Annotated in this window: 19 protein-coding genes and 1 tRNA gene; 13 read left to right on the forward strand and 7 right to left on the reverse strand. The window is 69.4% G+C overall.

Annotated features, from left to right (window positions below; translation table 11 throughout):
* Positions 1-49: 49 nt before the first annotated feature.
* Positions 50-433 (forward strand): hypothetical protein, encoded by a 384-nt coding sequence (locus tag P7V53_RS01630; RefSeq protein ID WP_280153737.1) that lies wholly within the window; start codon positions 50-52, stop codon positions 431-433.
* A 43-nt stretch (positions 434-476) separates the two neighbouring features.
* Here the strand turns inward: P7V53_RS01630 and P7V53_RS01635 are convergent, their stop codons facing one another.
* Positions 477-1,082, reverse strand: coding sequence for a PEP-CTERM sorting domain-containing protein (locus tag P7V53_RS01635; protein ID WP_280153738.1), 606 nt, complete (start codon positions 1,080-1,082; stop codon positions 477-479).
* 174 nt (positions 1,083-1,256) lie between these two features.
* On the opposite strand from P7V53_RS01635, the gene P7V53_RS01640 reads away from it, so the two are divergent.
* Genes P7V53_RS01640 through waaF form a run of 3 tightly spaced genes read left to right on the forward strand, consistent with a single transcriptional unit; the run spans position 1,257 to position 3,392 of the window.
* Complete coding sequence (locus P7V53_RS01640) at positions 1,257-2,180, forward strand: branched-chain amino acid transaminase (protein WP_280153739.1); 924 nt, start codon at positions 1,257-1,259, stop codon at positions 2,178-2,180.
* A gap of 7 nt (positions 2,181-2,187) precedes the next feature.
* Positions 2,188-2,394, forward strand: a complete 207-nt coding sequence (locus P7V53_RS01645) for a zinc-finger domain-containing protein (RefSeq protein WP_280153740.1) — start codon at positions 2,188-2,190, stop codon at positions 2,392-2,394.
* Positions 2,391-3,392 carry a lipopolysaccharide heptosyltransferase II gene (waaF, locus tag P7V53_RS01650; RefSeq protein WP_280156407.1) on the forward strand — a complete coding sequence of 334 codons (1,002 nt, stop codon included), beginning with the start codon at positions 2,391-2,393 and terminating at the stop codon, positions 3,390-3,392. The genes P7V53_RS01645 and waaF overlap by 4 nt, the downstream gene beginning before the upstream one ends.
* A 30-nt stretch (positions 3,393-3,422) precedes the next feature.
* On the opposite strand, the gene P7V53_RS01655 is transcribed toward waaF, so the two are convergent.
* On the reverse strand, positions 3,423-4,130 hold the full coding sequence (locus P7V53_RS01655) for an anti-sigma factor (protein ID WP_280153741.1): 708 nt from the start codon (positions 4,128-4,130) through the stop codon (positions 3,423-3,425).
* 1 nt (position 4,131) lies between these two features.
* Positions 4,132-4,767 (reverse strand): sigma-70 family RNA polymerase sigma factor, encoded by a 636-nt coding sequence (locus P7V53_RS01660; RefSeq protein WP_280153742.1) that lies wholly within the window; start codon positions 4,765-4,767, stop codon positions 4,132-4,134.
* Between the two features lie 59 nt (positions 4,768-4,826).
* On the opposite strand from P7V53_RS01660, the gene purU reads away from it, so the two are divergent.
* From purU to P7V53_RS01680, 4 genes are read left to right on the forward strand one after another with little or no spacing between them, the layout of a single operon-like run.
* Positions 4,827-5,711, forward strand: coding sequence for a formyltetrahydrofolate deformylase (purU, locus tag P7V53_RS01665; RefSeq protein ID WP_280153743.1), 885 nt, complete (start codon positions 4,827-4,829; stop codon positions 5,709-5,711).
* Positions 5,708-6,154, forward strand: a complete 447-nt coding sequence (locus tag P7V53_RS01670; protein ID WP_280153744.1) for a nuclear transport factor 2 family protein — start codon at positions 5,708-5,710, stop codon at positions 6,152-6,154. The genes purU and P7V53_RS01670 overlap by 4 nt, the downstream gene beginning before the upstream one ends.
* Complete coding sequence (locus P7V53_RS01675) at positions 6,154-7,125, forward strand: alpha/beta fold hydrolase (RefSeq protein WP_280153745.1); 972 nt, start codon at positions 6,154-6,156, stop codon at positions 7,123-7,125. Before P7V53_RS01670 ends, P7V53_RS01675 begins: the two co-directional genes overlap by 1 nt.
* Positions 7,126-7,138: 13 nt before the next feature.
* Positions 7,139-7,699 carry a DUF2946 family protein gene (locus P7V53_RS01680; protein WP_280153746.1) on the forward strand — a complete coding sequence of 187 codons (561 nt, stop codon included), beginning with the start codon at positions 7,139-7,141 and terminating at the stop codon, positions 7,697-7,699.
* A 90-nt stretch (positions 7,700-7,789) separates the two neighbouring features.
* Here the strand turns inward: P7V53_RS01680 and P7V53_RS01685 are convergent, their stop codons facing one another.
* A complete protein-coding gene (locus P7V53_RS01685) occupies positions 7,790-8,674 on the reverse strand; it encodes a c-type cytochrome (protein WP_280153747.1) in 885 nt (294 codons plus the stop codon).
* Positions 8,675-8,833: 159 nt separating this feature from the next.
* Between P7V53_RS01685 and P7V53_RS01690 the strand changes: the two genes are divergently transcribed.
* Both P7V53_RS01690 and P7V53_RS01695 read left to right on the forward strand, forming a co-directional pair.
* A tRNA-Arg gene (locus P7V53_RS01690) sits at positions 8,834-8,909 on the forward strand.
* 209 nt (positions 8,910-9,118) lie between these two features.
* Positions 9,119-10,057, forward strand: a complete 939-nt coding sequence (locus P7V53_RS01695) for a septal ring lytic transglycosylase RlpA family protein (protein WP_280153748.1) — start codon at positions 9,119-9,121, stop codon at positions 10,055-10,057.
* A 1-nt stretch (position 10,058) separates the two neighbouring features.
* Here the strand turns inward: P7V53_RS01695 and P7V53_RS01700 are convergent, their stop codons facing one another.
* Genes P7V53_RS01700 through P7V53_RS01710 form a run of 3 tightly spaced genes read right to left on the reverse strand, consistent with a single transcriptional unit; the run spans position 10,059 to position 13,130 of the window.
* Positions 10,059-10,817, reverse strand: a complete 759-nt coding sequence (locus P7V53_RS01700) for an SDR family oxidoreductase (protein ID WP_280153749.1) — start codon at positions 10,815-10,817, stop codon at positions 10,059-10,061.
* Complete coding sequence (locus tag P7V53_RS01705) at positions 10,807-11,802, reverse strand: FHA domain-containing protein (protein ID WP_280153750.1); 996 nt, start codon at positions 11,800-11,802, stop codon at positions 10,807-10,809. Before P7V53_RS01705 ends, P7V53_RS01700 begins: the two co-directional genes overlap by 11 nt.
* Positions 11,799-13,130, reverse strand: a complete 1,332-nt coding sequence (locus P7V53_RS01710) for a serine protease (protein ID WP_280153751.1) — start codon at positions 13,128-13,130, stop codon at positions 11,799-11,801. The genes P7V53_RS01705 and P7V53_RS01710 overlap by 4 nt, the downstream gene beginning before the upstream one ends.
* A gap of 82 nt (positions 13,131-13,212) precedes the next feature.
* Here P7V53_RS01710 and P7V53_RS01715 point away from each other — a divergent pair, with 82 nt between their 5' ends.
* From P7V53_RS01715 to P7V53_RS01725, 3 genes are read left to right on the forward strand one after another with little or no spacing between them, the layout of a single operon-like run.
* On the forward strand, positions 13,213-14,238 hold the full coding sequence (locus P7V53_RS01715; RefSeq protein WP_280153752.1) for an ABC transporter substrate-binding protein: 1,026 nt from the start codon (positions 13,213-13,215) through the stop codon (positions 14,236-14,238).
* Positions 14,238-15,047 carry an ABC transporter ATP-binding protein gene (locus tag P7V53_RS01720; RefSeq protein WP_280153753.1) on the forward strand — a complete coding sequence of 270 codons (810 nt, stop codon included), beginning with the start codon at positions 14,238-14,240 and terminating at the stop codon, positions 15,045-15,047. The genes P7V53_RS01715 and P7V53_RS01720 overlap by 1 nt, the downstream gene beginning before the upstream one ends.
* Positions 15,048-15,051: 4 nt before the next feature.
* Positions 15,052-15,879, forward strand: a complete 828-nt coding sequence (locus tag P7V53_RS01725; protein WP_280153754.1) for an ABC transporter permease — start codon at positions 15,052-15,054, stop codon at positions 15,877-15,879.
* Positions 15,880-15,975 lie beyond the last annotated feature (96 nt).

The raw sequence follows: 15,975 nt of genomic DNA on the forward strand, positions 1-15,975 counted from the left end.
GTGGGAACTCCGCAGCGGCGCGTCGCCAGCCGCCCGTAGCATTGCCGGCATGAATCCCGTTCTTGGTTGGACGCTTGCCGCGCTGCTCGTCGCGGCGGCATGGCGGCAGTACGGCTGGCAGGGAGTGCTGTTCGCACTCACGGTGGTCGTCTTCTGGCTGCTGCTGCAGTTCAATCGCAGCATCCGGGTGATGAAGAACGCCTCGCACGAGCCTGTGGGCCGTGTCGGCAGCGCGGTGATGCTGCATTCGAAGCTGAAGCCCGGCGTCACGCTGCTGCAAGTGATCACCCTGACCAAGAGCCTGGGCCGCAAGGTGTCCGACAAGCCCGAGCGCTACGAATGGGCCGACGACGCGGGCTCCAGGGTGCTGATGACCTTCGAGAAGGGACGCTGCACCGCGTGGGAGCTGCAGCGGCCGGACGACGCCGGGTAAAAAAAAGGCCTCGCTGCGCGAGGCCTCTGAGCCGCTCGGCCGTTCAGGCCCGGCGACGCGAGCCCCAGGCCACGATACCGAAGCCCAGCAGCATCATCGCGTAGGTCTCGGGCTCGGGCACCGGCGTCACCACCGTACCCGACGTCGAGACCAGGCTGGCGCCGGCCGTCACGAGGCTGCGCACGTGCACGCCCGCGAGGAAGTCGCCCACGTCCACCGCCTGCTCGAGGCTGCTCAGGATGCGGAACGTCGCGCTCTCGCCGAAGTTGATGCCGTGAGTCGGCTGGCCCTGCCCGTCCGAGTCGAAGGCCTGGTCCGTCACGAACCCGACGCCGCCGCCGCCGGGCAGGCTGCCGGGACTGGCGCCCTGCACGAAGTGGACGTCGCCGACGCCACTGAGGAAGTTCGCCGACAGCTCGTCCGTCGAGAAGGAGAAGTAGACCTCCGAGACGTAGCCGGAGCCGTTGTTGGCGATCGTGAAATCAAGGCCGTTCCAGGCCCACGACAGCGTCGACTCGGCCAGGCCGCAATCAGCGGAGGTGCCGTTGATGCAGCTGAAGCTGCCGGTCTCCGCTTGTGCCAGTGCGGCGGCGCCCGCGAGCGCGGCGCCGACAAGGACGCGCCGCAGTGGGGATGTTCTGAGCTTCAAGTGCGTTCTCCGTTGTTGACCCCTTCGAGGGTGCCGGATTGTGATGTGAATCATGTCGGCGCCGCACCCCGCGGATGCGGGGAGCAGCGGCGCTCCACGGGCACCACCCGCCTCAATGAGGGGGGCGCAGGCACCGCCCGTAAAATCGATGCTTTGGACCAACGAGGAACCTCCATGTCGATGGAAGACCGGGACGGGAAGATCTGGATGGACGGGGCGCTGGTCGACTGGCGCGACGCGAAGATCCACGTGCTCACACACACGCTTCACTACGGCTGCGGGGCTTTCGAAGGAGTGCGTGCCTACAACACCGTCGCCGGCACGGCGATCTTCCGGCTGCGCGAGCACACCGAGCGGCTGTTCAACAGCGCCAAGATCCTGCGCATGAAGATCCCGTTCTCGTTCGACGAAGTGTTCGAGGCGCAGCGCACCGTGGTGCGCGAAAACAAGCTGGAAAGCTGCTACCTGCGCCCGCTCACCTGGATCGGCTCCGAGAAGCTCGGCGTCAGTCCCAAGGGCAACAAGATCCACCTGATGATCGCCGCCTGGCCATGGGGCGCCTACCTGGGCGAGGAAGGCCTCAAGCGCGGCATCCGCGTCAAGACCTCCAGCTTCACGCGGCACCACGTCAATATCACGATGACGCAGGCGAAGGCGGTCAGCAACTACAGCAACTCGATCCTCGCCAACATGGAGGCCACCGACGACGGCTACGACGAGGCGCTTCTGCTCGACGCGTCCGGCTTCGTCAGCGAAGGCGCTGGCGAGAACCTGTTCATTGTGAAGAACGGCGTGGTGTACACGCCCGACCTGTCGGCCGGTGCCCTGAACGGCATCACCCGCAACACCGTCTTCGCGATCTGCCAGGACCTCGGCCTCAAGCTGGTGGAGAAGCGCGTCACGCGCGACGAGATCTACATCTGCGACGAGGCCTTCTTCACCGGCACCGCCGCCGAGGTCACGCCCATCCGCGAGCTCGACCGCATCGAGCTGGGCAAGGGCTCGCGCGGGCCGGTCACCGAGAAGATCCAGAACGCGTTCTTCGACATCGTCAACGGCCGCAATCCGAAGTACGCCGAGTGGCTCACCAAGGTCTGATGCGCATATGAGCGAAGCCAAGGCAACGGTCGAGGTGACCGCAAAAGACCTGCAGGGACCCGGCGTGGTCTTCTGCCCGAACCCGAAGATGCCGCTGTGGAGCGGCCATCCGCGGGTCTTCATCGACGTGGCGAGCACCGGCCAGGGCAAGTGCCCGTACTGCGGCACGGTGTATCGCCTCAAGGCCGGCGAAGTCGTCGGTCACGCGCACTGAGCTCGGCCCTTCGCTCGCTGGTCATCGCGCCGCAGTGGATCGGCGACGCGGTGATGAGCGAGCCGCTGCTGGCGCGCCTTGCGGCGCGTGGCGAGCAGCTCACCGTCGCAGCCTTGCCGTGGGTGGCGCCGGTGTACCGCGCGATGCCGCAAGTGCGCGACGTCATCGATCTGCCATTCGCACACGGCCGGCTCGACTGGACAGGCCGGCGGCGCCTCGCGGCCGAGCTGCGCGGGCGCTTCGATTCGGCCTATGTGCTGCCCAACTCGATCAAGTCGGCGCTGCTGCCGTTCCTGGCGCGCATCCCGCGGCGCGTGGGGTATCGCGGAGAAGGCCGCTTCGGCCTTCTCAACGAGCGGCTGCCCAATCCTGCAGGGCGGCCGCCGATGGTGGCCTTCTACAGCGCGCTCGCGGGTCGACCCGACGCGCACGAGCGGCCGGCGCTTCGCTTCGCCGATCACACGCTGCGTGCGGCCACCCAGGCCGCCGGCGTCGAGCGGGACGGCTACTTCGCCTTCGCCCCGGGCGCCGAATACGGTCCGGCGAAGTGCTGGCCGGCGGCGCACTATGCCGAGCTCGCGCGTTCGCTGCACGCCGCGCACGGCATGCCCATCGTGCTGCTGGGTTCGCCCAAGGAAGCCGCGCTGTGCGAAGCCATCGCCGCCGAGGCGCCCGGCGCCTGCCGCGTGCTGGCGGGCAAGACGTCGCTGCTCGACGCCATGGCGTTGATCGCGGCTTCGCGCGGCATGGTCAGCAACGACTCCGGCTTGATGCATGTCGCGGCGGCCTTCGGCTTGCCGCAGGTCGCCGTGTTCGGCTCGACCAGCCCCGAGCACACTCCGCCGCTGAACCCCAAGGCACGGGTCTTGTGGCTGAAGGACGAACTGGAGCTGGATTGCATGCCTTGCTTCGATCGCACCTGCCGCTACGGACACTACCGGTGTCTGGTGGAGGTGGCGCCGGGCCGCGTCGAGCAAGCCCTGGAGCAGTCCTTGTAGGTGGCCGTCGGCTGCCGGTCGGCGACCGCTCTACGACGTCAATTTTCCGGCCCACAGCACGGGCCCGGTCGGCGCGCCGGTCGGCGAGCCACCCGGCGGCTCCAGGCTCACGGCCAGTGCCGCGGTGTTGTCCAGCACGCGGCCCTTCTTCACGATGGTCGTTCCCTGCGCCGAGATCAGCCCCAGCGAGCGCGGTGCGCCTTGCGGCGGCACGGCCCACAGCTCCAGCGCGCGGTCGGCCTGCAGGCTGACCTGCGTCAGCGGTTTGGTGACGAGCGCTCGGCCGTCGCCGCTGATGCTGGCGACGAAGCTGGCGGGCTGGATGGCGCCCTCGACCGGTGTGCCGGTGGAGCTCAGCACGACCACGATCGGCGCCTGGGCCGGCCCCGGCATCCCCAGCAGCAGCGAGAGGCTGATCGCCGCGACCGTGGCAAACGCGGTCAGGCCACGCCACACGGCGAGCTCGCTCCACCAGCGCCTGCGCGGCGGGGACGGCGCTGCGCTTGCGCCGCCGCCGATCCGCGCCTCGATGCGCTGCCACACCGCGGCCGGTGGCTTCTCGGGTGCGACGCTGGTGGTCAGCGGCATCAGGCGCATCTGCCATTCGCGCACCGCCGTGCGCAGCAGGGGGTGTGCGGGCAGCAGGGATTCGAAGCGGCGGCGCGCGGGTCCGCGCAAGGTCCCGGTCACGTAGTCGGCGGCCAGGCGATCGGCGAGGTCCGGGTGGCTGTAGTCCATCTCAGGATCCTCTGGTCGCGCCGTCGCGCGCCACCGCGCGTTCCAGGCAGCTCTTCAGCGACAGCAGCGCGCGCCGCACCCAGCTCTTCACCGTGCCCAGCGGCTGGCCCATCTTCTCGGCCACTTCGGCGTGGCTGAGTCCGTCGTAGAAGGCGAGGGCCACGCTCTGCCGCTGCGGCGCGGTGAGGTCGCGCATGCAGTCCGACAAGGCGCGGGCATCCGAGGCGCGGCCCAGCAGATCGAGCGGGCCCGGGGTGTCATCGGCGGTCTCGTCGTACACGTCGCTGTCCTCGTCGCCGGATGATGTGATGGTGCTCTGGAATTGCGGTTGCGTCTGGGCGCGACGCAGGCTGTCGATGGCCCGATTGCGCGCAATGCTGGTCAACCAGGTGAGCGGTTGGCTTTGCGCGGCATCGAAGCCGCTCGCAGCGCGCCAGACGTTGACATACACCTCCTGGAGGATGTCCTCGGCTTGAGCCCTGTCCCGACAGATACGCAGCACCACCGCGAACAGATGCGCGCTGCTCTTGTCGTAGAGCGCTGCGAAGGCGGCGCGGTCGCCCATGCCGGCCCGTGCGAGCAGCTGCGACAAGTCGCGGCTGCGTTCGGACCAGTCCTGGCTGGGGGCAGGGGGCATGACTCGCGATGCTCGTTCTTGGGCCGCGATTATGAAACCCCCTTCGTACAATCGCCACCATGCCCTCGCCCAACGAGTTCGTCCTCACGCTGTCGTGTCCCGATACCAAGGGCATCGTCTATGCAGTGTCGGGACTGCTCTACCAGGCAGGCTGCAACATCGTCGACTCGCAACAGTTCGGTGACGTGCAAAGCGAGGGTGGCACGGGGCTGTTCTTCATGCGGGTGCACTTCGAGGCGCCGCCGCATCTCGCCGGCCCGGGCACGCTGGAGCAGCTCTTCACCCACGTGCGCGAGCAATTCCGCATGGACGCCACCTTCCATGCGCTCGCGCGCCGGCCGCGGCTGATGCTGATGGTCAGCAAGCACGGTCACTGCCTCAACGACCTGCTCTTTCGCGCGCATTCCGGTCAGCTCGACGCTGACGTCGCGGCCATCGTGTCCAACCATCCCGATTTCGCCGAGCTGGCCGCCAGCTATCGCATCGCGTTCCACCACCTGCCGCTGGCGCCGGGCGCCGATGCGCAGGCCAAGCGTGCGCAGGAGCTGCAGGTCCAGTCGCTGATCGAAGACGCGCGCATCGACCTGGTCGTGCTCGCACGCTACATGCAGATCCTCAGCCCCGAGTTCTGCGCGTACCTGCGGGGCCGCGCGATCAACATCCACCACAGCTTCCTGCCGAGCTTCAAGGGCGCCAAGCCGTACTACCAGGCGCATGACCGCGGCGTGAAGCTGATCGGCGCGACCGCGCACTACGTGACCGCCGACCTCGACGAAGGGCCGATCATCGAGCAGGACGTCGAGCGCGTGGACCACTCGCTGGGCCCGGACGAGATCACCGCGGTCGGCCGCGACGTCGAGAGCGTGGTCCTGGCGCGCGCCGTGCGCTGGCACGTGCAGCACCGCGTGCTGATGAACGGACACAAGACGGTGGTGTTCGCATGACCCGCATCAAGCCGCCGCAGGCGCTGCTCGGCAGTCCCGACGAAATCGAAGCCCAGTTCTACGAAGCGCTGCAGCGCGGCGACATCGACCGGCTGATGGCCGTGTGGTCCGACGACGACGACATCGTCTGCGTGCATCCGGGCGGTCCGCGGCTGGTCGGCGCCGCCGCCATCCGCGGCAGCTTCGAGACGCTCTTCGCCAACGGTTCGGTCGATGCCCAGCCCGAGAAAGTGCGCCGCGTGCTCAGCCACTCGAGCGCCGTGCACAACGTGCTCGAGCGGGTGCAGGTGATGGGCAGCGACGGGCCGCAGGCGGCCTGGGTCATCGCAACCAACGTCTACCTGAAGGGCGCGCAAGGCTGGCGCCTGGTCTGCCATCACGCCAGCCCGGGCACGCCGCGCGAGCTGCAGGAAGTCATCGAGACCGCGACGACGCTGCATTGATGGAAGGCTATCGGGCTCCGCCATGGCTGCCGGGCGGCAACGCCCAGACGATCTGGCCGGCCTTGTTCGCGCGGCGCTTCGAGGGCTCGGCGCCGGCGTTCCGGCGCGAGCGCTGGACGACGCCCGACGGCGACTTCATCGATGTCGATTGGGGCACGCCCGACGTGTCGGTCGACGCTCCGCTGCTCGTCCTATTCCACGGTCTCGAGGGCTCGTCGCAAAGTCACTACGCCCAGGCCTTCGCGCATTGGTCGCGGGCGAACGGCTGGCGCTTTGCCGTCCCGCACTTCCGCGGCTGCTCGGGCGAGATCAACCTGGCGCCGCGGGCCTATCACTCCGGCGACTACGAAGAGGTCGGCTGGATGCTCGCCGGCCTGCGCGCGCGCCATGCGGGCACCATGGTCGCGGTCGGTGTCTCTCTGGGCGGCAATGCGCTGCTGCGCTGGGCGCAGGAAGCCGGCGACTCTGCGGCGCAGACCCTGTGCGCCGTGGCGGCCGTCTGCTCCCCGATCGACCTGGCGGCCGGCGGCCGCGCCATCGGGCGCGGCTTCAACCGGCTGGTCTACACGCGCATGTTTCTGCGCACCATGATCCCGAAGGCCTTGCGCAAGCTGGCGCAGCACCCGGGGCTGTTCGATCGCGACCGGCTGCTTGCGGCACGCGACCTCTACGAGTTCGACGACGTCTTCACCGCGCCGCTGCACGGCTACTCGGGCACCGACGACTACTGGAGCCGCGGTTCGGCCAAGCCGCATCTGCACCGCATCCGCATCCCGGCGCTGGTGCTCAATGCACGCAACGATCCCTTCGTGCCGGCCGATTGCCTGCCGCCGCCCCACGAGTCGAAGCCGCCGGTGACGCTGTGGCAGCCGGCGCACGGCGGCCATGTCGGCTTTCCGGCCGGCAGCTTTCCCGGCCACGTACTTGCGATGCCGCAAGGGGTGATGGCTTGGATGGCGGCTCACCTCTGAGCGAACATGCGGCATGGACGAGATCGTCAAGGCGGCGCTGAAGAAGTGGCCCAACGTACCGCACTGCTACGGCTGGCTGGCGCTGGATGCTCGCGGTGACTGGTACATGCGCGACGACCGCACGCAGGCGGCCGGGCCGTTCCCGCAGGTCAAGGGCAGCCGCATCCTGCATGACAAGCTGCGCGAGTTCATCCAGCGCAACTATGCAGGCGACGAGGCCGGCTGCTGGTTCTTCCAGAACGGCCCGCAGCGGGTCTACGTGGAGCTCGAGGCGGCGCCGTGGATCTGGCGGCTGCAGCAGCAGGACGAGGAGATCGTGGTGCGCAGCCACACGGGTCATCTGGCGCGCGTGGACACGGCATGGCTCGATGAAGGCGGCCGGCTGTTCCTCGACACCGACCAGGGCTTCGGCATCGTGCACACGCTCGACATGGAGATTGCGTCGCGCGCCGTCGAGCGGGGCCTCTGGCAGCCGGTCGATACGCGCTTCGCGGAGTTGCCGGCGCGGCACGGCTATCAGCTCAGTCCCGCCGCCACGGGTGCACCGGCGCGCAGCGGCGCTCGGACGCCCTGAGAAGACGCAGGTCGCGCCACGGAGGGCTGCTCGGACGCGGACAACAAAAAGGCCGACCAAGGGTCGGCCTTTTTGTTCGAGGGGCGACGCTTACTTGGAAGCGTTGACCATGTAGCTGACGGCGGTCTTGATGTCGGCGTCGCTGGCGGTGGTGCCACCCTTGGGCGGCATGGCGCCCTTGCCCTTGATGACGCTGGCCGTCAGCGCGTCGATGCCCTGGCCGACGCGCGGCGCCCAGGCTGCCTTGTCGCCCACCTTGGGCGCACCGGCGACGCCGGCGATGTGGCAGGCCGAGCACGCCTGGGTGTAGAGCGCCGGCGCCGCACCGGTGGCCGCGGCGGCCTGCGGTGCTGCCGTCGTGGTGGCCGCGGGCGCCGGCGTGGCGGCGGCCGCCGGAGCGGCTGCCGTCGTGGTCGCAGGTGCTGCGGGAGCCGCTGCGGCAGCGGCCGAGCCGGCTGCGGGCGCCTTCGGCTCTTCGAACTTGGCGCCCCCCTGGTTCGCCATGTAGACCACCGCACGCGCGATCTCGAGATCGGCGAAGTCGCCGCCGCCCTGGGCGGGCATGGCGCCCTTGCCCTTGAGCGCGCTGGTCAGCAGCTTGTCGAAGCCTTGGGTGATGCGCGGGCCCCAGGCGCCGGCATCGCCGAACTTGGGCGCGTTGAGCGTGCCGGTGGCGTGGCAGGCGGCGCAAACCGCGGTGTAGACCTGGTCGCCCGACTTCAATGCCGACGGATCGGAGACGTCCTTGACCTGCACCGAGCCGATCGGACGGATGCGCTCGTCCGTGGCCTTTGCTGTGTGCGCGTCGCTGCCGGCGGCCGATTGCTTCTCGGCGGCCACGAAGCTCACCAGCAGGATGATGGCGATGATGGGCACGACGAAGGCGAAGAACACCGCGAGGACGAGTTGCTTGGGGGTCCGGATGGGGCCGTGGTGGGGGCCGGCTTCGTCATGCGGGTGGTTGACTTCGCTCATGGAGTCCTCGGTATCGCTGGGGTCGTGCGGGGGTTGCGCAAAGATGAAGCAGCCCACCGGGAGGCGGGCGACGCAAAACCTGTCGATTATAGAGGGCCGGTCGCTGACCGAACCTGACGCCCGACCGGCCGCATCGAGCGATGCGATAATCCGCGCTTCGCGCCCGTAGCTCAATGGATAGAGTACTGCCCTCCGAAGGCAGGGGTTGCTGGTTCGATCCCAGCCGGGCGCGCCACTTCCGGGCCATCGCGCCGTTCGTGGTCATCGGTCACACCCCAGGCGCTTGCGTCGCTGCGCGCTGACCGAAGCCCCGGTGCCCCTGCGTATCATTCGCCGACTTCCACAGCCCCGGACCGGGCCGCCCCGCGGCAGCAGGTCTGCCCCCAACGCATGCTGATCGCGTCCCGTGGGCGTCGTTCGTTGTGTCAGGTTGTCCTGTGGCTCGTGCTGGCACTGCTGGCCGGCTGCGGTTCGGCGCCGTCCCGGCCTCCCGGATCGGCGACGACCGCGGTCACGCCGCGTGCCGGCCCGGCGCCCGCGGGCGAGCGCGACGGGGCGGAGGCCCGCGTCCCGCCCGATCTCGCCAACGTGCCGGATGCCGAGCCCCGCGTCGAGCCCATCCGCAATGGCGGGCCCAACAAGCCGTACGAGATGCTGGGCCGCGACTACGTGCCGATCACCGAGGACCGGCCGTTCACCGAGCGTGGCTTGGCATCGTGGTACGGCAAGAAATTCCACGGACGCAAGACCGCCAGCGGCGAGCCCTACAACATGTACGCGATGACGGCGGCGCATCCCACCCTGCCGATTCCGAGCTATGTGCGCGTGATTAACCCGGCCAACAAGCGCGAGGTGGTCGTGCGCGTCAACGACCGGGGCCCCTTCCACCGCGGCCGCGTCATCGACCTGAGCTACACCGCGGCGATGAAGCTGGGGGTGCTCAACGGCGTGGCGCCGGTCGAGCTGACCCGTATCACCTTCGACGAGATCCGCACCGGGGCGTGGCGGCGCAACGGGGCGGTGCCGGAGCCGGAGCGTCCGGCCACCGATGTCGCGGCGGCGCCGCCGCCCGCGGCCTCGGAGGCGGAGACACCGCCGTCGGGCGGCAACGAGGCGATCGCCGCCGCGGCGACGGTGGCAAAGCCGGCCCCGGGTTTCTGGGTGCAGATCGGGGTCTTCCGCCAGCGCGAAGGCGCCGACGGCTTCCATCGGCGCGTCATCGCCGACCTGGACTGGCTCGCTCCGCTGCTGGCGGTGTTCAGCGAGTCGAGCTCGTACCGCCTGCAAGCCGGGCCCTATCGCAGCCGCGACGAGGCGCAAGGAGCGGCTGCGCGCGTGCGCGAAGCGCTGAACCTGGTGCCGGTGATCGTCGAGCGGCGCTGAGCTAGCGTCCGCCGCCGACGTCGAGCAGCGCGCCAGTCGTGTAGCTGGCCTCGTCCGACAGCAGCCAGACGATGGCCTGGGCCACCTCGTCGGCTCGTCCGGGGCGCTGCATCGGGACCTGCGGTGCGAGCTCGGTGGCGCGGTCGGGCTGGCCCCCGGAGCCATGGATCTCGGTGTCGATGATGCCCGGCCGCACCGCGTTGACGCGTATGCCTTCGGCCGCCACTTCCTTGGCGAGGCCGACGGTGAAGGTGTCGATCGCCGCCTTGCTCGCGGCGTAGTCGACGTACTGCGCAGGAGAGCCCAGGCGCGCCGCGGCCGACGACACGTTGACGATGGCGCCGCCGCTGCCGCCGTGGCGGGTCGACATGCGCCGCACGGCTTCACGCGCGCAGAGAAAGCTGCCGACGACGTTGACGGCGAACATGCGTTGCAGGCGTGCCGCGCTCATGCCGTCGACACGCGCGGCGACATCGACGATGCCGGCGTTGTTGACCAGCGCGCCCAGCGGCGGCAGCTCGGCGTCGATGCGCGTGAACATCGCCAGGAGCTGCGCCTCGTCGGCCACGTCGGCCCGGATCGCCAGCGCCGTGCCGCCGGCACCGCGGATGCGCTCGACCATGGCCTGTGCCGCGGCCGTGTCGCGGGTGCAGTTCACGGCCACCGCCCAGCCGCGTTGCGCACAAAGCCACGCGACGGCCGCGCCGATGCCGCGACTGCCGCCGGTCACCAGCGCCGTGCGAACGGGATCACTCTTCATCGCTGGCGGCTTCGTCGCTGTTGCCGGTGTCGCGCTTCTTCGCCTTCGCGTCGAGCCTGGCCTGCAGCGGCGCGAGCTCACCGACGAAGCGCGCCGTGTCGACCGGGCGTGCGAGGCGCAGCGCCGGCGGGAACAGATGATTCATGTAGAGCTCCTCGCCGAGCTGGTCGCGATTCTGGTAGTTGAACCAGATGCTCAAGCCCACGCCCGCGACGAAGATGCCGATGGCGACCTGTCGCATGCGCGCCGGTTGGCGTGGCTCGACGCCCAGCGCATGGAAGTACAGCATCGCGGCGGCGACGGCGTAGGTGGGCACGAACGAGAAGTCGCTCGCGGCGGGCCACGACAGCGCAAAGGCGAGCAGCCGCGCCGCCGCGCCCGCCACGTCGATGGCGAGCACGCCCAGCAGCAGCACCCGCACATGCCACCAGAAGTGACTGCGACGAGTGAAGATCTTCGAGACCAGCGACCAGGCGGCGCACCACGCGAGACCGGCCGTCAGCACCGCCACCAGCGTGCTGGCCATCGCGCGCGTCCACTCGTCGGGATCGGTGTCCAGCCAGGTGCCGAACAGCAGGGCGGCCATCACCAGCACGAAGGCGGCGAGCGTCGGCCCCACCGCATGCCAGACATTGCGCGGCGTGCGCAGCGGCAGCTCCGCAGCGATGGGATGCTCGGCCAGCCGCAGGCAGAGGTGCGAGTCGCCGACGTCCAGTCTCAGCGGCGCCGCGCCGACCCGGATGCGCTCGCCGGCGCCATGCCGTCGCCCGTCGGCACGCAGGCCGTTGACGGTGTCGCCGACCTGCACGAACACGCCGGCCTCGTCGGCATCGATGCGGAAGTGCTGAGCCGCGATGTGCGGGTCGTCGAGCACCAGGTGGTTGTCGAGCGCCCGACCGGCGGTCACGGGCCAGCCGGCCACCGGCAGGTAGTACCGCACGTGGTCGTCGCGGTCCAGCACTTCGAGCAGCGCCAAGGCGGTCATGGGGTGTGCAGGCCGTAGCCCTCGAGGTAGTGCTGGCTCAGCTTGATCGCGTTGGCGAAGCTGAAGCCCTGCGCGTCGAAGCGTCCCTGGACGCCGCCCTGGTTCTGGTCGAGCGTGGCGACGAGCACCGCCACGTCGTAGAGCTGCGGCAGCTTCTTGTAGGCTCGCAGGCACACCACGGCGCGCAGCGGCAGGCCTTCGCGCTGCACGAAGTTCTCGTGGCACTGCGGCTTGGTCATCTGGTCGCCGCGCAGGCGCCGGAAGCTTTCGTTGCGAAAGCTCTGCGAATAGCGCGAGGCGAAGCGCAGCGTGCCGAGCTTGCTGCCGTCGTAGCTCTCGTGACGCACGCTGATCGCACCGGTGGTGTATTGGCCGACGAAGATGCGCGTGTCCATCACGCAGTCGGAGCGCTCGAAGTCCAGGCCGCCCGTGCGCGACTGCTCGGTCGATCCCCAGCAGCGCATGAAGCGGTCGGGCGGCACCGGCACCTTGTAGCGCGTGTGCGTCGCGGTCTTCCAGCCCTGCGACACGAAGCGCTCGGTGAGCAATGCCTGGTGCTCCGTCAGCTGGCGCGTGATCTCGGCATGTGCCGGGCCTTTCATCGGCGGCGCATTGCGGCCGCGCTCGAGCAGCGCCGCCGCGAAGGCGCCGGGCACGAGAAAGCTCACCTGCTCGCCGTCGACGCGGCGCGCCACGTTGACGCCGATGACGCGGCCTTCCTGGTCGAGCGCGGGACCTCCGCTCATGCCGGCCGACAGCGAGCCCGAGAAGAAGATCTGCGGGTAGAAGCTGCGCTCGACGAGGCCGTTGTAGTTGCCTTCGATGACGGCGAAGCCGACGTCCAGCGGGTTGCCCAGCGAGTACATGCGCTCGCCTTGCGCCAGCGTGAGGTTGGCCGGGCGAAAGCCGAGCGCATCGAGGTGCGGCGGCGCATCCTTCGACGGCGCGATCTTCAGCAGGGCCAGGTCGTGCAGCACGTCGAGCATCAGGATGGTGAGCGGCGCCTCGCGGCCGTCCGCGGTCACGTAGACGAGGTCGTGCGTGCCCGGCTCCAGCGCCACCTCGCTCACCACGTGGAAGTTGGTGACGATGTGGCCTTCCTTCGAGACGATGAAGCCCGAGCCGACCGAGGTCTGGCTGGCACGCCCCTTGAGCACCGTGCGGATCTGCAGCAACTGCGAGCGTGCCTGCTCGTAGACCTTGCGCGCCGACAGCGAGACGGCCGGCGCGCTCGCGGCTTCGGCCGGCCCGGCTGGATCGTTGGCGGCCCAGGCGGCCGGCGCGAGGATGCCCGCCAGGACGAGCGCGAGCGAACGAAGCATTCTCATCGTGGTCGATTCTACGGACTTGCCCCAGCAGCCCCGCACTCCGCGCTCGGTACAGTCGGTCCCTTCCTTCCGGAGAGCCTCGATGCACAGACGCGGATTTGTCCTGGCCGGCGCGGCCAGCCTGGCGTTGCCTTCGCTGGTGCGCGCGCAAGCGCTCGAGAAGCCCAAGCCGACCATCGCGGTGGGCGGCAAGAACCTGCTGTACTACCTGCCGCTGACCATCGCCGAGAGCCTCGGCTACTTCAAGGCAGAAGGGCTGGAGCCGACCATCGTCGATTTCGCCGGCGGCTCGCGCGCGCTGCAGGCGGTGATCGGCGGCAGCGCGGACGTGGTGTCCGGCGCGTTCGAGCACACGCTGAACATGCAGGCCAAGGGTCAGCGGCTGCGCGCCTTCGTGCTGCAGGGCCGCGCGCCGCAGATCGTGCTGGGCGTCAATCCGAAGACGATGCCGAACTTCAAGTCGGTGGCCGACCTCAAGGGCAAGAAGATCGGCGTGACCGCGCCGGGCTCGTCGACCAACGTGATGGCGAACTTCGTGCTCGCGAAGGCGGGACTCAAGCCGAGCGACGTCTCCATCATCGGCGTCGGCGCGGCCAACGGGGCCGTCGCGGCGATGCGCTCCGGCCAGATCGACGCGATCAGCAACCTCGACCCGGTGATCACGCTGCTGCAGCGAAGCGGCGACCTGAAGATCGTCTCCGACACGCGCATCGTCGCCGAGGCCGACAAGGTGTTCGGCGGCCCCATGCCAGCGGGCTGCCTGTATGCGCCGCAAGCCTTCATCGACAAGAACCCCGCGACGACGCAGGCGCTGGCCAACGCGCTGGTGCGCGCCGACAAGTGGATCCAGGCCGCCGGGGCAGGCGACATCATCAAGGCCGTGCCCGAGAGCTACCTGCTCGGCGACCGCGCGGTCTATGTCGATGCCTTCCTCGCCAGCAAAGGCGCGCTGTCGCCCGATGGCACGATCCCCGAGGCCGGCGCAGCCACCGCCATCCGTGCCTTGCAAAGCATCGACGAATCTCTGAAGGGCGTGAAATTCGATCCGGCGGCCGCCTTCACGAACGACTTCGTCAAGCGCGCCAACCAGAAGCACGCCAGGGCCTGATGGCTTCGCACGAACCCGCGCTGGCGCTCGACGACGTCACCTGCACCTTCGTCTCCAAGAACGACCCCGGCCAGCGCTACACCGCCGTGCGCGACGTCACGCTGACCGTCGCGCCCGGCGAGTTCGTGTCCGTCGTGGGACCCACCGGCTGCGGCAAGAGCACTTTGCTCAACATGGCCGCCGGCCTGCTGACCCCCAGCAGCGGACAGGTGCGGGTGTTCGGCCAGCCGTTGGCCGGCGTCAACGCACGCGCCGGGTACATGTTCCAGGCCGAGAGCCTGATGCCCTGGCGGACGGCGGCACAGAACGTGATGGCGGGGCTCGAGTTCCGCGGCGCCGCCAAAGCACGCGCGCAGGCCGAGGAGTGGCTGCGCCGCGTCGGCCTGGGCGGCTTCGGGGACCGCTATCCGCACCAGCTGTCCGGCGGCATGCGCAAGCGCACGAGCCTGGCGCAAACACTGGCGCTGGACCCCGACATCATCCTGATGGACGAGCCGTTCTCGGCGCTCGACATCCAGACGCGCCAGCTGATGGAGAACGAGGTCCTGGAGCTGTGGGCGGCCCGCAGGAAGGCGGTGCTCTTCATCACCCACGACCTCGACGAGGCGATCGCGATGAGCGACCGCGTCATCGTGCTGTCCGCCGGGCCCGCGTCGCGGCCCATCGGCGAATTCCGCGTCGACCTCGAGCGGCCGCGCGACGTCGCCGAGGTGCGCACCGCGCCACGCTTCATCGAGCTCCACCAGGCCATCTGGGATGTGCTGCGCGAGGAAGTGCTCAAGGGCTACAAGCAGCAGCTGGCCGCCTGACGCCATGTGGAGCCTCATCAAGCCCCATCCCCGCAACCTGCGCGCCTGGCAGCTCGCCGTGCTCGTGCTGGTGTTCGTCGGCTGGCACCTCCTGACCACACCCGGGCTGATTCCGCCGTTCCTGTTCGCCGACGACCGGCAGGCGGCGTTCTTCTTCGGCGAGCCGCTGAAGATCTTCGGCCGCATCTGGAGCTGGTTCGTCACCGGCGCCGACATATACCGGCACCTCGGGGTCACACTGCTCGAGACCGTGCTCGCATTCGCCGTCGGCACCGCGCTGGGGCTGGCGTGCGGGCTCTGGCTGGCCCTGAGCCCGCTGGCGGCGGCGATCTTCGATCCGTACATCAAGGCGCTGAACTCGATGCCGCGCGTCATCCTGGCGCCGATCTTCGCGGTGTGGTTCGGGCTCGGCGTCGCGAGCAAGGTCGCGCTGGGCGTCACGCTCGTGTTCTTCGTCGTCTTCTTCAACGTCTACCAGGGCGTCAAGGAGGTGAGCCCGGTGGTGCTGGCCAACGCGCGCATGCTGGGCGCCAGCCAGCGCCAGCTGCTGCGCCACGTGTACCTTCCGAGCGCCACCAGCTGGGTGTTCAGCTCGCTGCACACGTCGGTCGGGCTGGCCTTCGTCGGAGCAGTCGTGGGCGAATACCTGGGGTCGGCGCAAGGCGTGGGCTACCTCATCCTGCAGGCCGAGGGCAGCTTCGACATCAACACCGTGATGGCCGGCATCCTCGTGCTGACCTTGTTCGCGCTGCTGCTCGACGCGATCGTCGGGCAGGTGGAGAGACGCTTGATGAAGTGGCAGCCGCGCGCCGGGGAGACGGAGAAGCTGTAGCGCGGCAGGCGCCGGTATGAGTTTCGAGAATGGGTTGATCCACAACCGGCATTTCCGCCGGACGGGCTTGGCCCCTAGCATTGCGCGGCCTCACAA

The organism is Piscinibacter sp. XHJ-5 (assembly GCF_029855045.1).
Classification (GTDB): domain Bacteria; phylum Pseudomonadota; class Gammaproteobacteria; order Burkholderiales; family Burkholderiaceae_C; genus Albitalea.

What these genes read in the sequence shown, in the direction of transcription:
- P7V53_RS01630 (WP_280153737.1), top strand. Translation starts at nt 50, where the DNA reads ATGAATCCCGTTCTTGGTTGGACGCTTGCCGCGCTGCTCGTCGCGGCG.
- P7V53_RS01640 (WP_280153739.1), top strand. Translation starts at nt 1,257, where the DNA reads ATGTCGATGGAAGACCGGGACGGGAAGATCTGGATGGACGGGGCGCTG.
- P7V53_RS01645 (WP_280153740.1), top strand. Translation starts at nt 2,188, where the DNA reads ATGAGCGAAGCCAAGGCAACGGTCGAGGTGACCGCAAAAGACCTGCAG.
- P7V53_RS01655 (WP_280153741.1), bottom strand. Translation starts at nt 4,130, where the DNA reads ATGGACTACAGCCACCCGGACCTCGCCGATCGCCTGGCCGCCGACTAC.
- P7V53_RS01660 (WP_280153742.1), bottom strand. Translation starts at nt 4,767, where the DNA reads ATGCCCCCTGCCCCCAGCCAGGACTGGTCCGAACGCAGCCGCGACTTG.
- purU (WP_280153743.1), top strand. Translation starts at nt 4,827, where the DNA reads ATGCCCTCGCCCAACGAGTTCGTCCTCACGCTGTCGTGTCCCGATACC.
- P7V53_RS01670 (WP_280153744.1), top strand. Translation starts at nt 5,708, where the DNA reads ATGACCCGCATCAAGCCGCCGCAGGCGCTGCTCGGCAGTCCCGACGAA.
- P7V53_RS01675 (WP_280153745.1), top strand. Translation starts at nt 6,154, where the DNA reads ATGGAAGGCTATCGGGCTCCGCCATGGCTGCCGGGCGGCAACGCCCAG.
- P7V53_RS01680 (WP_280153746.1), top strand. Translation starts at nt 7,139, where the DNA reads ATGGACGAGATCGTCAAGGCGGCGCTGAAGAAGTGGCCCAACGTACCG.
- P7V53_RS01685 (WP_280153747.1), bottom strand. Translation starts at nt 8,674, where the DNA reads ATGAGCGAAGTCAACCACCCGCATGACGAAGCCGGCCCCCACCACGGC.
- P7V53_RS01700 (WP_280153749.1), bottom strand. Translation starts at nt 10,817, where the DNA reads ATGAAGAGTGATCCCGTTCGCACGGCGCTGGTGACCGGCGGCAGTCGC.
- P7V53_RS01705 (WP_280153750.1), bottom strand. Translation starts at nt 11,802, where the DNA reads ATGACCGCCTTGGCGCTGCTCGAAGTGCTGGACCGCGACGACCACGTG.
- P7V53_RS01710 (WP_280153751.1), bottom strand. Translation starts at nt 13,130, where the DNA reads ATGAGAATGCTTCGTTCGCTCGCGCTCGTCCTGGCGGGCATCCTCGCG.
- P7V53_RS01715 (WP_280153752.1), top strand. Translation starts at nt 13,213, where the DNA reads ATGCACAGACGCGGATTTGTCCTGGCCGGCGCGGCCAGCCTGGCGTTG.
- P7V53_RS01720 (WP_280153753.1), top strand. Translation starts at nt 14,238, where the DNA reads ATGGCTTCGCACGAACCCGCGCTGGCGCTCGACGACGTCACCTGCACC.
- P7V53_RS01725 (WP_280153754.1), top strand. Translation starts at nt 15,052, where the DNA reads ATGTGGAGCCTCATCAAGCCCCATCCCCGCAACCTGCGCGCCTGGCAG.